Annotated in this window: 6 protein-coding genes; all 6 read left to right on the plus strand. The window is 74.0% G+C overall.

The genetic code is table 11. From position 1 onward, the window contains the following. Positions 1–87: 87 nt before the first annotated feature. Positions 88–1,389: an MFS transporter gene (locus tag ABD331_RS23575; RefSeq protein ID WP_344478289.1), complete on the plus strand. Its 1,302-nt coding sequence runs from the start codon at positions 88–90 to the stop codon at positions 1,387–1,389. A 1-nt stretch (position 1,390) separates the two neighbouring features. Then, positions 1,391–1,594 (plus strand): MbtH family protein, encoded by a 204-nt coding sequence (locus tag ABD331_RS23580; RefSeq protein WP_344478292.1) that lies wholly within the window; start codon positions 1,391–1,393, stop codon positions 1,592–1,594. Positions 1,595–1,596: 2 nt separating this feature from the next. Next, positions 1,597–5,301: a condensation domain-containing protein gene (locus ABD331_RS23585; RefSeq protein WP_344478295.1), complete on the plus strand. Its 3,705-nt coding sequence runs from the start codon at positions 1,597–1,599 to the stop codon at positions 5,299–5,301. An 11-nt stretch (positions 5,302–5,312) separates the two neighbouring features. Beyond that, complete coding sequence (locus ABD331_RS23590) at positions 5,313–6,374, plus strand: MupA/Atu3671 family FMN-dependent luciferase-like monooxygenase (protein WP_344478297.1); 1,062 nt, start codon at positions 5,313–5,315, stop codon at positions 6,372–6,374. A gap of 140 nt (positions 6,375–6,514) precedes the next feature. Further along, positions 6,515–11,374, plus strand: a complete 4,860-nt coding sequence (locus ABD331_RS23595) for an amino acid adenylation domain-containing protein (RefSeq protein ID WP_344478300.1) — start codon at positions 6,515–6,517, stop codon at positions 11,372–11,374. Next, positions 11,371–13,962 (plus strand): non-ribosomal peptide synthetase (locus ABD331_RS23600; RefSeq protein WP_344478303.1); only part of this gene is annotated, 2,592 nt, incomplete at its 3' end. The genes ABD331_RS23595 and ABD331_RS23600, both read left to right, overlap by 4 nt.

The following is a 13,962-nucleotide window of genomic DNA, read 5'->3' on the forward strand; positions in this document are numbered from 1 at the left end:
GGTTCCTTTCACTCAGAAGGGCCTCGGACACCTATGGGCGAACCTTCAGCGTCCCAGAAAACGGGCTTCTTCCAGCGGTTCGCTGGAATGGGCAGATTCGGCTTGGTGTGGTGCGGCCAGGTCGTCACGCTGATCGGTAATTCCGTTCTCCGCTTTTCCCTCGTCATTCAGGCGTGGACCGTCGATCATCAGGCCACGCAGGTGGTCGCGCTCTCGCTGTGCGCGCTGCTCCCGCAGATGTTGCTGAGCCCCACGGCGGGCGCCCTCGTGGACCGCTGCCGCAAGCGCACCGCGCTGCAACTGGCCGACCTGGGCGGGCTGGTGGCCGTGGCCGCGATGGCGGCCGTGTACTTCCTCGGCGACCTGCACCTGTGGCAGGTGTACGTGACGGTCGCGCTGCTCGGGGCGTGCGCCGCCTTCCAGTTCCCCGCGCTGTCGTCGGCGGTGCCACTGCTGGTCGGCAAGGAGCAGTTGCAGCGGGCCAACGGGCTGCTGGCCACCGCCAAGAGCGTGGCCGACGTGGGCGGGCCCGCCCTGGCGGGGCTGCTCGTGGTGACCGGCGGGCTCGGCGCGGTGCTCTGGATCGACCTGGTCAGCTTCGCCTTCGCGCTGGCCACCGTACGGCTCGTGCGCCTGCCGGGCGACCGGCCGGGCGAGGCGGGCACGCGCAAACGGCTCGGCGCCGACTCCCTGGAGGGCCTGCGGTACCTGTTCGCCCAGCCCAGCCTGCGCGGCCTGATCCTGGTGTTCTTCACGGTCAACCTGGTGATGGTGTTCGGGTTCGCCGTCGTGCAGCCCATGATCCTGGCCAGGACGGGCAGCGACGTCTCCGCCCTGGCCGCCGTGAACGCCGGGATCGGCGCCGGCGGCATCGCGGGCGGGCTGCTCCTGGCGGCCTGGGGCGGCCCCGAGAACCGGGTGCGTGGCATGATGCTCGGCGTCGTCGGCATGTGCGTGAGCGCGCAGATCGTCATGTCCGTGGTGCACGGCGTGGTCGCGTGGACCGCCGCCATCCTCGCCGGGGCGCTGATCATGCCGATCGTGAACGGCTCGATGCAGTCGATCATCCAGACCAAGGTGCCGGAGGAGCGGCAGGGGCGGGTGTTCGGGGCCGTCATGTTCGTCTCGCAGATCTCCTCACCGGTCGCGATGGCCTTCTCCGGGCCGCTCGCCGACCACGTCTTCGAGCCCCAGGCGGCGGCCGGCACCGGCCTGCCCGGCCTGCTGCGTCCCCTCGTGGGGGCGGGGCCCGGCAGCGGCATGGCCACCATGCTGCTGCTCGCCGGCCTGCTCGGCGCCGGCGCCGCCCTGTGGGGGCTGGCCCGCCGCACCGTACGCCACCTCGACGTGCTCACGCCCGACCTCGAGAGACAACCCGCGGGAGGCTGACATGACGACCAACCCCTTCGAGGACGAGAACGGCGCCTACCTGGTGCTCGTGAACGACGAGAACCAGCACTCGCTCTGGCCGTCGGACCTCGGCGTGCCCGCAGGCTGGCGGGTGGCGCTGGAGGCCTCGCCGCGGGCCGTGTGCCTGGAACACATCGAGACCCATTGGACGGACCTGCGCCCGGCGAGCCTCTCCCGGCGGTGAGCATGACCGGAGGCACAGCCGGGGGCGATGATCGCGTACACGAGGCCTTCGCCGCCCAGGCGGCCCGCACCCCCCACAGAACGGCACTCGTCTGCGGCGCCGACCGCCTCACCTACGCCGACCTGGACGCGCGCGCCCGCGAACGGGCGGCCGAACTCGGCGACGTAACCGGTCGGCTCGTCGGCGTCCGCATGGAACGCGGCGCAGACCTGGTGATCGCACTACTGGCGGTCCTCAAGGCGGGCGCGGGCTACCTGGTGCTCGACCCGGCCTTCCCCGCCGAACGACTGCGCACCATGGTCGCCGACACCGGCGCCACCGCCGTCCTCTCCCCCACCGGCCTGGAACACCCGCCAGGCGTCGCGGCCCGGCGGCACGACGGGATCGCGTGCGTGATGTTCACCTCAGGCTCCACCGGCACCCCCAAGGGCGTCGCCGCCCCGCACCGGGCGATCACCGCCACGGTCACCGGACAGCAGTACGCACCGTTCGACACGGTATGGCTCCAGACCTCCCCCACTTCCTGGGACGCGTTCGCCCTGGAGCTGTGGGGCCCGCTGCTGTCCGGCGGAACCTGCGTCCTCTACCCGGGGCCACGCCCCGACCCCGTCGTCCTCGCACGCCTGGTCACCGAGCACCACGTGAAGGCCATGTACCTCTCGGCCGGCCTCTTCAACGTCATCGTGGACGAGTACCCGGACGCGCTGTCCGGGCTCCACCACCTGGTCGTCGGCGGCGAGGCCCTGTCACCCGCGCACGTCCGCCGCGCCCTCGACCGGCATCCCGGGCTACGCCTGCGCAACGGCTACGGGCCCGTCGAAGGCATGATCTTCCTGACCACCCACCCGGTGACCCGCGCGGACGGGCCCGTCCCCATCGGCACGCCGCTGCGAGGCAAGCGCGTGCACGTCCTGGACGCCCGCCTGCGGCCCGTCGCCGACGGCGAGACCGGCGAACTGTACGCGGCCGGCGACGGTCTGGCCCTCTACTACGCCGGCCGCCCGGGGCTCACGGCCGAACGCTTCGTGGCCGACCCCTTCGGCGCGCCGGGCGAGCGCATGTACCGGACCGGGGACCTGGTGCGGCGAGGTCCGGGCGGGGTGCTGGAGTTCGTGGGACGGGCCGACGAGCAGGTGAAGGTCCGCGGGTTCAGGATCGAACCCGCCGAGGTCGAGGCCGTGCTGGCGCGGCACCCCGGGGTCGCGCAGGCGTGCGTGGTCGCCAGGGAGGACGTGGCCGGGGAGCGGCGGCTCGTCGCGTACGTGGTGGCTCGCTCCGGGGGCGGCGTCGAGCCTGAGGCGTTGCGGGGGCAGGTGGCCGCTGTGCTGCCCGAGTTCATGGTGCCGTCGGTGGTCGTGTTGCTGGACTCCCTGCCGCTCACCGGCACGGGGAAGCTCGACCGGGCCGCGCTGCCCGCGCCCTCGCCCGGGCGGGGCGGGGCGGGTGAGCCGCGTTCGCCGGTGGAGGAGGTGTTGTGCGGGCTGTTCGCGGAGGTGCTGGGGGTGGCCGGGGTGGGGGTGCGTGACGACTTCTTCGCTCTGGGCGGGGATTCGCTGCGGGTGGCGCGGCTGATCAGCCGGATCCAGGTCGAGATGGGGGTGGAGGTGGGGGTCAGGACGTTGTTCGAGACGCCGACCGTGGCAGGCATCGCCACCCACCTCCAACAGTCCTCGGCGCCCTTGGTGGCCTCAGCGGTTCAAACCCTCCCGGCAGAGGCGGGCGACGGCGCGCCCCTGTCGGCGGCGCAGCGCAGGCTGTGGTTCCTCGATCAGGTGGACGCGGGCGTGGCCTACAACATGCCCATGCTCGTACGACTACGCGGCCCCGTGGACGTACCCGCGCTGCGCGGTGCGCTGGAGGACGTGGTGGCCCGGCACGAGCCCCTGCGAACGGTCTTCACCATGCACGACGGCGAGCCCTCCCAACGCGTGCTGCCCGCCCCCACCTCCGCGCCCACCTCCGCGCCTACCTGTGTGCCCACCTCCGCGCCCGCCTTCACGGCCGTCAACGTGCCTGCCACCGAACTGGACGAGCGGGTCGCCGAAGCGGCGCGGCACCGCTTCGACCTGAGTGCGGAGCTGCCCATCCACTCCGTGCTGTTCACGACGGCCCCGCACGAGCACGCGCTGCTCCTGGTCATGCACCACATCGCCACCGACGGCTGGTCACTGCCCCCGTTCATGCGCGACCTCTCCCTGGCCTACCGCGCACGCCTCAACGGCACACCCCCCGCCTGGCCGCCCCTCCCCCTCCAGTACACCGAGTACGCCGCCCGCCACCGGGAACGGGTGAACACGATCGCCGACGCGGAGCTGACATACTGGCGCAAAGCCTTGAAGGGCATGCCAGAACGCCTGGCACTTCCCCGCTCCTCCCGCCCACCCTCGGGCGCCGCCGCCGGCACCGTGATCCGGCACATCGGCGCCGAGCTGCACGGGCGGCTGGTGGAGCTGGGCAGGCGGCGCGGGGCCACGCTGTTCATGGTGCTGCACGCGGCGCTCGCCGTCGTCCTCGAACGAGCGGGCGCAGGCACCGACGTGACCATCGGAGCACCCGTCGCCGGCCGGTCCGTGGCGTTCACGCCGGGCGGCTCCACACCCGGCAGCCCCGCGTCCGGCAGCCCCGCGTCCGGCAGCCCCGCGTCCGGTGGCCCCGCGTCCGGTGGCTCGGTGGACGACCTCGTGGGGTTCTTCGTCAACCTGCTCGTGCTCCGTACCGACCTGTCAGGAGACCCGGCGGCCGGGGAGCTGGTGGAGCGGGTGCGGGAGGCCGACCTGGAGGCGTTCTCCCATCAGGAGGTGCCGTTCGAGCGGGTCGTGCACGAGCTGAACCCGGCCCGGCACCCGGGGCGGCATCCGCTGGTGGACGTGGTGCTGGCGCTGCAGAACAACCTGCGGGCCGAGCTGGCGCTGCCGGGGGTCGAGTCGCGGGTGGAGGTGGTCAGGACCGGGGCCGCGCGGTTCGAGCTGCTGGTGGACGTGACCGACGACCACCTGCCCGGCGGGGTGCCGGGCGGGGTCGTGGTGACGCTGGAGTACCGGGTGGACGCCTTCGAGCGGGCGGTGGTGGAGTGGCTGGGCGACGCGCTGGTGCGGGTGCTGGAAGCCATGACGACATCGCCCGACACGCCCGTCTCCCGTATCCCGATACCACCCCCACCCGTCACCGCCCCACCCGACACCGCCCCACCCGACACCGCCCCACCCGACACCGCCGTGCCCGACACCGCCGTGCCCGACAGCGCCCCGCCCAACACCTCGCCGCCCGAGGCTGGAGTACCGCCTCTGCCCGGCACTGCGCGATCCCCACACGAGGCCGCCCCGTTCGCGGCCGAGGCGCCGTCCCCGAACGCCGAGCTCGAACGGCGGATCGCCGCTGTCTGGGCCGACGTGCTCGGTGTGGCTCAGGTGAGGCTGGACGACGGCTTCTTCGCGCTGGGCGGCAACTCACTGAGCGCCGTACGGGTCGCGGCCCGCCTGTCCGCCCAGGGCCTCCCCGCCACGGCCACCCACCTCTTCGCCTCCCCCACCGTCGCCACACTGGCCGCCACACTCGCCACCGACCAATGCACAGAACCCACCCAGTCTGTCCAACCCGGGCAGCCCGGCCAGCCCACCCAACCCGAGCAGCCCACCAAGCCCCCACGACCCGTCGCACAGCCGTCCATCACCCGCCTGCCCAGAACCCCGCGCGCCCACCCCCGGTGAGGAGCACGTCCATGGACCTCAGCGTGATGTTCTTCGGCGCCGACGACGCCAGCGCCGGACACGCCGCGAAATATGGCGACATCCTGGCCATCGCCAAAGCCGCCGACCAGCTCGGCTTCACCGCCGTCTGGACCCCGGAACGCCACTTCCAGCAGGTAGGCCAGCTCTTCCCGAACCCGGCCCTGCTCAGCGCCGCCCTGGCCACCGCCACCGAACGCATCCACCTGCGCGCGGGCAGCCTGGTGCTCCCCCTGCACCACCCGCTGCGGATCGCCGAGGACTGGGCCGTCGTGGACAACCTGTCGCGCGGCCGGATCGGCGTGTCGGTGGCCACCGGCTGGCATTCCAGGGACTTCGTGCTCGCCCCCGCCGCGTACGAGGACCGCAGGGAACGCGCGTCCCGCGACCTGGCGCTGCTGCGGCGGCTGTGGGCGGGCGAGGCCGTGGAGTTCACCGACGGCGCCGGCGGGCGGGTCGCGGTGACGTCCCAGCCAAGGCCGTACTCCGCCGCCCTGCCCCTGTGGACCACCACCTCCGGCAGCCCCCGGACGTGGGAGGCGGCGGGACGCATGCGCACGCACATCCTCGGCGCCACCATCGGGCAGACCCGTGACGAGCTGGCCGCGAAGATCCGCCTCTACCGCGACGCCTACGCCGCCGCCCCTAACCAGCCCGGCGCCCCGCCCGAAGGCACGGTCACGCTCATGGCCCACACATTCGTGGCCGCGACCGATGAGCTGGCCAGGGAGCAGGCCGGTGGGCCGCTCAAGGCGTATCTGAGGTCGTACGTGGCGCAGACCGCCGCGAACAAGCAGGGCGTCGCGGGCAGCCAGGGGGCGCGTGTGGACGCGCTGAGCGAGGAGCAGCTTGGCGCGCTCACCGCGTTCGCCTTCCAGCGTTACCTGAGCTGGGGCAGTCTGATCGGCTCGCCCGAGACGTGCCGCAAGAGCCTGGCGGACCTTGCCGACCTGGGTTGCGACGAGGTGGCCTGCTTCGTCGACTTCGGGCTCGGCGCCGACGACGTCCTGACGAGCCTGACACGACTGGCCGACCTGAGCCGGGAGGCCCGATGAGCACCACTGACCGCCCGGATCGCCGCACCGAGCCGGCAGGGCCGATGAGCGCCACTGACCGCGCGGATCGCCGCGCCGAGCCCGGAGGGGCGGGGAGCGCCACTGACCGACCGGTCGGCCGCGTCGAGGCAGGAGGGTCCATGAGCGCCGCTGACCGGTTCGCCGCGCTGAGTGCCGGGCGGCGGGTGGAGTTGTTGCGCCGGCTGGTCGAGGCGGGGCGGTTGGCGGCCATTCCCGACATCGTGCCCCCGCGCGACCCCGCCGTCCCGGTGCGGCTCAGCCCCGCACAGGAGGACCTGTGGGTGTACGAGTCGCTTTATCCGGACACCGCCGCCCTGAACCTGTGCTGCTCCTACCACTTCGACACCCCGGTGGACCCGGCCGACCTGGAGGCGGCGCTGACCATCGTCCAGGGGCACCATGACAGCCTGCGCATGCGCATCACGGGTGAGGTGGGCGGGCTGCGGGTGGAGTGCGCGCCGGCGGAGCCGTTCAAGCTGGAGCGTCTGGACCTGCGCGGCACCGGCGTCGGCCTGCGCGAGGCGCTGCACGCCTTCAGCCGCCGCACGTTCGAGCTGGACGGCGGGCCGCTGATCAGGGGCCAGTACATCACCGTGGACGGCACGCGGGCCACGCTCGTGCTGGCGCTGCACCACATCGCGACGGACTGGTGGTCGTTCGACGTGCTGCACGGCGAGCTGACCGAGGCCTACCGGGCGGTGCGCGACGGGGTCCCGCCGCGTCTGCGCAGGCCTGCCATTCAGTACGCCGACTTCGCGGGCTGGCAGCGGGAGCTGGAGGCGGCCGGGGTGTTCGACGCCCAGTTGGGCTGGTGGCGCGACTACCTGGCGAACCCGCCCCGCCCCCTCACGGTCGGCCCCTCCACCACCGCCAGCCCCTCTGCCAGCCCTTCCGTCGGACCTTCTGTCGGCGCCACGGCACCGGGCCCTGCGACGGCAGGCTCCGCCGCGCCGGGCTTCGGGGTCGGGCAGGTCGCCTTCCGGGTCGGCGCCCGCGTCGAAGCCGCCGTGCGCGCGCTCGCCAAGGAGCGCGGGGCCACCGTGTACGGGGTGCTGATGACGGCGTTCGCGGTGTTCGCGCACCGTCTGTCCGGCGAGCCCGACCTGATCACCGGCACACCGGTCGCCAACAGGTCCGCCAGGGGCCTGGACCGGGTCATCGGGTACGTGATGAACTCCGTGCCGGTCCGCTGGCGTTTCGACGGCCGCACCACGTTCGCCGAGTCGCTGGCCCGCTTCACCGCCGACTTCCCGCAGGTGCTCGCGCACGCCGACGTGCCCGTGGGACGGATCGTGCGGGCGGTGGACCCGGAGCGGGTGGCGGGGCGGTCGCCGCTGTTCCAGTGGGTGTTCATGCATCTGCCGCGCCAGGAGAGCGTGGCCAGGCTGCGCGAGATCGCCGATCCCGAACGGGTGCACACCGGCGGGGAGCACGACCTGATCGGGATCGTGCGTGACGCGGACGACGGGTTCGAGGCGAGCCTGGAGTTCCGTACCGACGTGTACGAGCCCGAGGTGGTGCGGGCGTGGGCCGACGCCTTCACGACGCTGCTCGGCTCGCTGGTCGCCGAGCCGGACGTGCCCGTGTCCCGGGCCTTGCTGCTGCCCGAGGAGCCGCCGGTGTCGCGGGGCTCCTCGGCCGGGGTGCCCGCGACCACGCTGTACGGGCTGGTGGCGCGGCAGGCCGGGCGCAGGCCCGGGGCGGTGGCCGTGGAGGCCGAGGACGGGCGGCTCACGTACGGGGAGTTGCTGGAGCGGGCCGACGCGCTGGCCGGGGTGCTGGTGGAGCGCGGGGTGGGGCCTGAGCGGGTGGTGGCGCTGGGGCTGGGGCGGTCCATGGCCATGGTGGTGGCGATGCTGGCGGTGCAGCGGGCCGGTGGGGCGTACCTGCCGGTGGATCCGGACGATCCGGTGGAGAGGGTGGCATACTTGATCCGGGACGCCGGAGCCAGCCTGCTCGTCGCGGAACGAGGCGCGCTGCCGGGCCTCGGCGTGGAGCCCGGCAGGCTGCCGAGGCTCGACGCGGAGCCGAGCGCCCTGCCGGGGCACGTGGCAGAGCCCGCTCCGCTGCCGGAGCCGAGCGCCCTGCCAGGGCTCGGTGTGGAGCGCGTTGCGCCCGATGCCGTCCCAACCTCCATCACGAAATTTCCGGACATCGACCCGCTCAGCGCGGCATGGGTGATCTACACCTCAGGCTCCAGCGGACGTCCCAAAGGCGTGGTGGTGAGCCACACGGGCGTCGCCTGCCTCGCGCACTCCCTGGTGACGTCGTTCGGCCTGGCCGAGGACAGCCGCGTCCTGCAGCTCGGCGCGCCCACGTTCGACATCTCGGTGGGCGAGCTGTGCCTGGCTTTCGGCTCCGGCGGCACCCTGATCATCCCGCCCACCGGCCCCCTCGCCGGGGACGAGCTGGGGCGGGTGCTGCGGGAGCGGCGGGTCACGTTCGGGCTGATCCCGCCGGCGATTCTGGCCACCGTGCCGCCCGGCGACTACCCCGATCTGCGCGGCGTCTGCGCCGGAGCCGACGTGTGCCCGCCGGAACTGGCCGCCCGGTGGGCGGGCAGGGGCTTCTGGAACGCGTACGGCCCGACCGAGACCACCGTCGGCTCCAGCGTCAGCGACCCGCTCCCCCCGGACGGCGCCCTTCCCCCGATCGGCCGTGCGATCACCGGCACCCGCCTGTACGTCCTGGACGCCCGCCTGCGCCCGGTGCCCGTGGGGGTGCCCGGGGAGCTGTACGTGGGTGGCGCGGGCGTGGCGCGCGGTTACCTCGGCCGGCCGGGGCTGACGGCGGAGCGGTTCGTGGCGGATCCGTTCGCGGCGGGTGAGCGGATGTATCGGACGGGCGATCTCGTCCATCGGCGGCCCGACGGCCAGTTGCAGTTCCTCGGCCGGGCCGACGACCAGGTCAAGGTGCGCGGGTTCCGCATCGAGCCGGGCGAGGTGGAGGCGGTGCTGGCGGGGCATCGGGCGGTCGCTCGGGCGGCGGTCGCGAAGCGCGGCGACCGTCTCGTCGCCTACCTCGTGCCGCATCCGGCCAACACGATGGACGCGCCTGACGCCGACGCCGCTGACGCCGACGCCGCTGACGCCGACGCCGCCAAGGCCGACTCCGCTGACGCCTGCGCCGCTGAGGCCGACACCGTGGAGGCCGACACCGCTGTGATCGACACCGCTGTGATCGACACCGCCGTGGTCGACACCGCCGTGGTCGACACCGCCGTGGTCGACACCGCCGTGGTCGACACCGCCGTGGTCGACACCGCCGTGGTCGACACCGCCGTGGTCGACACCGCCGTGGTCGACACCGCCGTGATCGACACCGCCGACGTGCTGGCGCACGCGATGGCCCGGTTGCCGGTGCACATGGTGCCGACCGAGTACGTGGTGCTGGACGCGCTGCCGCTCACGCCGCGCGGCAAGCTGGACCGCGCCGCGCTGCCCGCTCCCCACACACCCACCGGGATGTCGCGGAAGCCGGTCACCGAACGGGAGTCCGCCCTGTGCTCGCTCTTCGCCGAGCTGCTAGGCCTGCAAGAGGTGGGCGCCGAGGACGACTTCTTCCGGCTGGGCGGCGACAGCGTGGCGGCGATCCGGCTCGTCAGCCGGGCCAGGGAGCTGGGGATCGGGCTCACGCCGCGCGAGGTGTTCGTCGCCCGGACCCCGGCGGCGCTGGCCGTGCTGGCTCGCGTGGCGTCGCGTGCCGTCACCGACGTCCCGGCCGGGCGGTTCCCGCTGACGCCGATCATGCACTGGTGGCGGGAGCGCGGCGGCCCGTTGCGGGACTTCACCCAGTCGCTGGTGGTGACCGTCCCCGAGGGGTGCGATGAGGGGCGTGTCAGGGCGGCGCTGCGCACGCTGACGGCCCGGCACGCCGCCCTGCGCATGCGCCTGCTGCGGCACTCGGAGGACGACTGGGAGCTGGAGGTGCTGGAGAACGCGGCGGAGGTCCCGTTCAGCGAAGCTCAGGAGCCCGACCCGGAGCGCGGCCACATGCTCACCGCCACCTGGACCTCTCCCGACCGGCTGCTGCTCACCGCCCACCACCTCGCCGTGGACACCGTCTCCTGGCGCATCCTCGCCCCCGAACTGACCGCCCTCCTCAACGCCCCCGCCCCCGCTCCACCCCAGGGCACGTCGTTCGCCCGATGGTCCCGCCTCCTGACCGCCGAGGCGCACCGCCCGGAACGGGTGGCGGCGGAGCTGCCGCTGTGGGAACGCATGGCGACACAAGGCCAGCCTCTCCTCCCCCCGACCCCAGGACACAAGAGCTACGGCAAGCGCGCCGTCCTCACCAGAACCCTCAACCCAGACCTCACCGACCAGGCCCTCACCCACCTCCCCGCCGCCTTCCACTGCGGCCCGAACGAGGTGCTGCTCACCGCGCTGGCCATCGCCGTGACGAGGTGGCGCGGCGGCACGACCATCCTCATGGAGGTCGAGGGCCACGGCCGCGAGCCGTTCACGGACGACATCGACATCTCCGACACGGTCGGCTGGTTCACCACGCACTACCCCGTGAGCCTCGACGCCTCAGGCACCCCCGCCGCCGCACTCAACCGCACCAAGGACACCCTCCGTTCCCTCCCCGGCTCAGGCCTCGGCCACGGCCTCCTCCGCTACCTCAACCGGGAGACGGCCGCCAAGCTCGCCGAACTCCCCACCCCCGACCTGCGCTTCAACTACCTGGGCAGGTTCGAGGGCGACCTGGTCGGCAGGCCGGACGCCCCGATGGCGTACGCGCTGGAGCTCGACGCCGTAGCCCTGCCGGGCCCCCGCCTGACGGCGAGCTGGTCGCACGCCGCGAACCTCCTCGCACCCCACCACGTCACAGAACTGGCCGACCACTGGGAGGCGGCGCTGACCGAGCTGGCCGCCCAGCACCACCAGGGCGGCGCGACCAGCTCGGACTTCCCCCTGGTCGACCTCACCCAGGCGCAGATCGAGGCGCTCGAAGCGGACCTGGACGGCGACTGGTGACCGGCAGGCTGGCCGACGTGCTGCCGCTCTCCCCCGCCCAGGAGGGCCTGCTCTTCCACGCCCTGTACGGCGGTGGCGACGCCTACGTGGTGCAGGCCAGGTTCACCGTCGAAGGCGAGGCGGACCCGGCGAGGCTGCGCACGGCCGTGGAGCGCCTGCTCGAACGCCACCCCAACCTGCGCGCCTGCTTCCGCCACAAGGGCCTCGACCACCCGGTGCAGCTCGTCCCGCATCAGGTCCGCCTGCCCTGGACGGAGGCGGAGCCGCCGACGGACGCCGACCTGGAGCGGATGCTGGAGGCGGACCTGCTGCGCCCGTTCGACGTGACGAGGCCGCCGCTGGTGCGCGCCACACTGGTGCGGCGCCGCGAGCTGGTGCTGACGATGCACCATCTGCTGGTGGACGGCTGGTCGATGCCGATCCTGGCCCGCGAGCTGGCCACCCTGTACGCGGGCGGCCCCGCCCTGCCTCCCGCGCCCCCGTTCCGCGACTACCTGGCGTGGCTGCGCGCCCAGGACGGCACACAGGCCCTGGACGCGTGGCGCGAGTCCCTCGCGGACCTGCCGGGCCCGACGCTGCTCAGGCCGGGCGCCGGCGTGGCGAGCCCTCGGCAGGAGGCGGTGGAGCGCGAGCTGCCGCCGGAGGCGAGCGAGGCCGTGCGGCGGCGTGCGCGGGCCGCCGGGGTGACGGTCAACACCGTGGTGCAGGCGGCGTGGGGGCTGGTGCTGGCGCGGATGACCGGGCGGGACGACGTGGTGTTCGGGGCGGTGGTGTCGGGGCGTCCGCCGGAGGTGGCGGGCGTGGAGTCGATGGTGGGGCTGTTCATCAACACCCTTCCCGTACGCGTCCGCACCGGCTCGCCCGAGCTGCTGCGGCGGTTGCAGGACGAGCAGGCGCGGCTGTCGCCCTACCACCAGGTACGGCTGGCGGACGTGCGGCGCGACGCCGGGGAGCTGTTCGACACCCTGGTCGCCTTCGAGAACTATCCGCGCGACGGGCTCGACGCCGAGGGCGGGCTGCGGCTGACCGGCGTGCACGACGCCACCCACTACCCGGTGACGGTGACGGTGGTGGCGGGCGAGCGGCTCTGGCTGCGGCTCGGTCACCGTCCCGACCTGGTGAGCCGCGCCGAGGCCGAGGCGATCACCGGCCGGTTCGTGCGGGCGCTGGAGGGGGCCGACGTTCTGCCGTCCGAGGAGCACAGGCTGCTGACGGGCTGGGGCGGGTCGCGGAGGGCGGGGGGCTGCGGGTCGGTGCCGGAGCGGTTCGCGGCGCAGGCGGCGCGGGCGCCGGACGCGGTGGCGGTCGAGCACGGCGGGCACACGCTCACCTACGCCGAACTGGACGCCCGCTCCGACAGGGTGGCCGCGCGATTACGCCTGGCCCCGGAGACGCGGGTCGCGCTGCTCATGGAGCGCTCGCCCGACCTGGTGGTGGCGCAGCTCGCGGTGCTCAAGGCGGGCGGCTGCTACGTGCCGCTGGACCCGGGCCTGCCTCGGGCCCGGCTGGCGTGGCTGCTGGAGGACAGCGGCGCTCAGCTCGTCCTCACGAAGCTGGACCAGAGCGAGCCGGACGAGAACGAGCCGGACGAGAGCGAGCCGGACGAGAGCGAGCCGGACGGCGGCCCGGCCGCGGCCGTGCACCCGCACGCCGCCGCGTACGTCATGTACACCTCCGGCTCCACCGGCGCGCCCAAGGGCGTCGTCGTCACCCACGCCAACATCCTCGATCTGGCCACCGACCGGCGTTTCTCCGAGCACCGCCGGGTCCTGCTGCACAGCCCGCACACGTTCGACGCGGCCACGTACGAGCTGTGGGCCCCGCTGCTCAACGGCGGCACCGTCGTCATCGCCCCGCCCGGCCCCCTCCGCCCGGACACCGTCGAGCGGTCCCGGCTGAGCGCGATGTGGCTGACGGCCGAGCTGTTCCGCACGCTGGCCGACCTCGCGCCGGACGCGCTCGCCCGCGTCCCGGAGATCTGGGCGGGAGGCGACGTGCTCGCGCCGGAAGCGGTGCGGCGGCTGGCGCGGCGCGGGGTGCGGGTCGTCAACGGGTACGGGCCCACGGAGACCACGACGTTCGCCACCAGCCACCTCGCCGGCCCGGAGCCGGGGAGCGGGCCGGTGCCGATCGGCCGCCCGCTGGACGGCACGCGCGTGTACGTCCTGGACGCCCGCCTGCGCCTGGCCCCGATCGGCACCGTGGGCGAGCTGTACATCGCCGGGGACGGGCTGGCGCGCGGCTACCTCGGGCGGGCGGGGCTGACGGCGGAGCGGTTCGTGGCGGACCCGTTCGCGGCGGGTGAGCGGATGTACCGGACCGGGGATCTGGCGCGATGGACGTTCGGCGGGGAGCTGGAGTTCGCGGGGCGGGCGGACGGCCAGGTGAAGATCCGCGGGTATCGCGTGGAGCCGGGCGAGGTCGAGAGCGCCCTGGAGTCCTGCCCGGACGTGGCACGCGCCGTGGTCAGCAGCGTGGTCGGCGTGGTCAGCAGCGCGGTCGGCGGCACGGTCCGCGGCGTGGTCGGTGGGGGGGGGGGGGGGGGGGGGGGGGGGGGGGGGGGGGGGGGGGGGGGGGGGGGGGGGGGG

Origin of the sequence: Nonomuraea monospora, from assembly GCF_039531895.1 — a bacterium.
Taxonomy (GTDB): domain Bacteria; phylum Actinomycetota; class Actinomycetes; order Streptosporangiales; family Streptosporangiaceae; genus Nonomuraea; species Nonomuraea monospora.

Coding starts and splice junctions, on each gene's coding strand:
- ABD331_RS23575 (WP_344478289.1), top strand. CDS start 88: ATGGGCAGATTCGGCTTGGTGTGGTGCGGCCAGGTCGTCACGCTGATC.
- ABD331_RS23580 (WP_344478292.1), top strand. CDS start 1,391: ATGACGACCAACCCCTTCGAGGACGAGAACGGCGCCTACCTGGTGCTC.
- ABD331_RS23585 (WP_344478295.1), top strand. CDS start 1,597: ATGACCGGAGGCACAGCCGGGGGCGATGATCGCGTACACGAGGCCTTC.
- ABD331_RS23590 (WP_344478297.1), top strand. CDS start 5,313: ATGGACCTCAGCGTGATGTTCTTCGGCGCCGACGACGCCAGCGCCGGA.
- ABD331_RS23595 (WP_344478300.1), top strand. CDS start 6,515: ATGAGCGCCGCTGACCGGTTCGCCGCGCTGAGTGCCGGGCGGCGGGTG.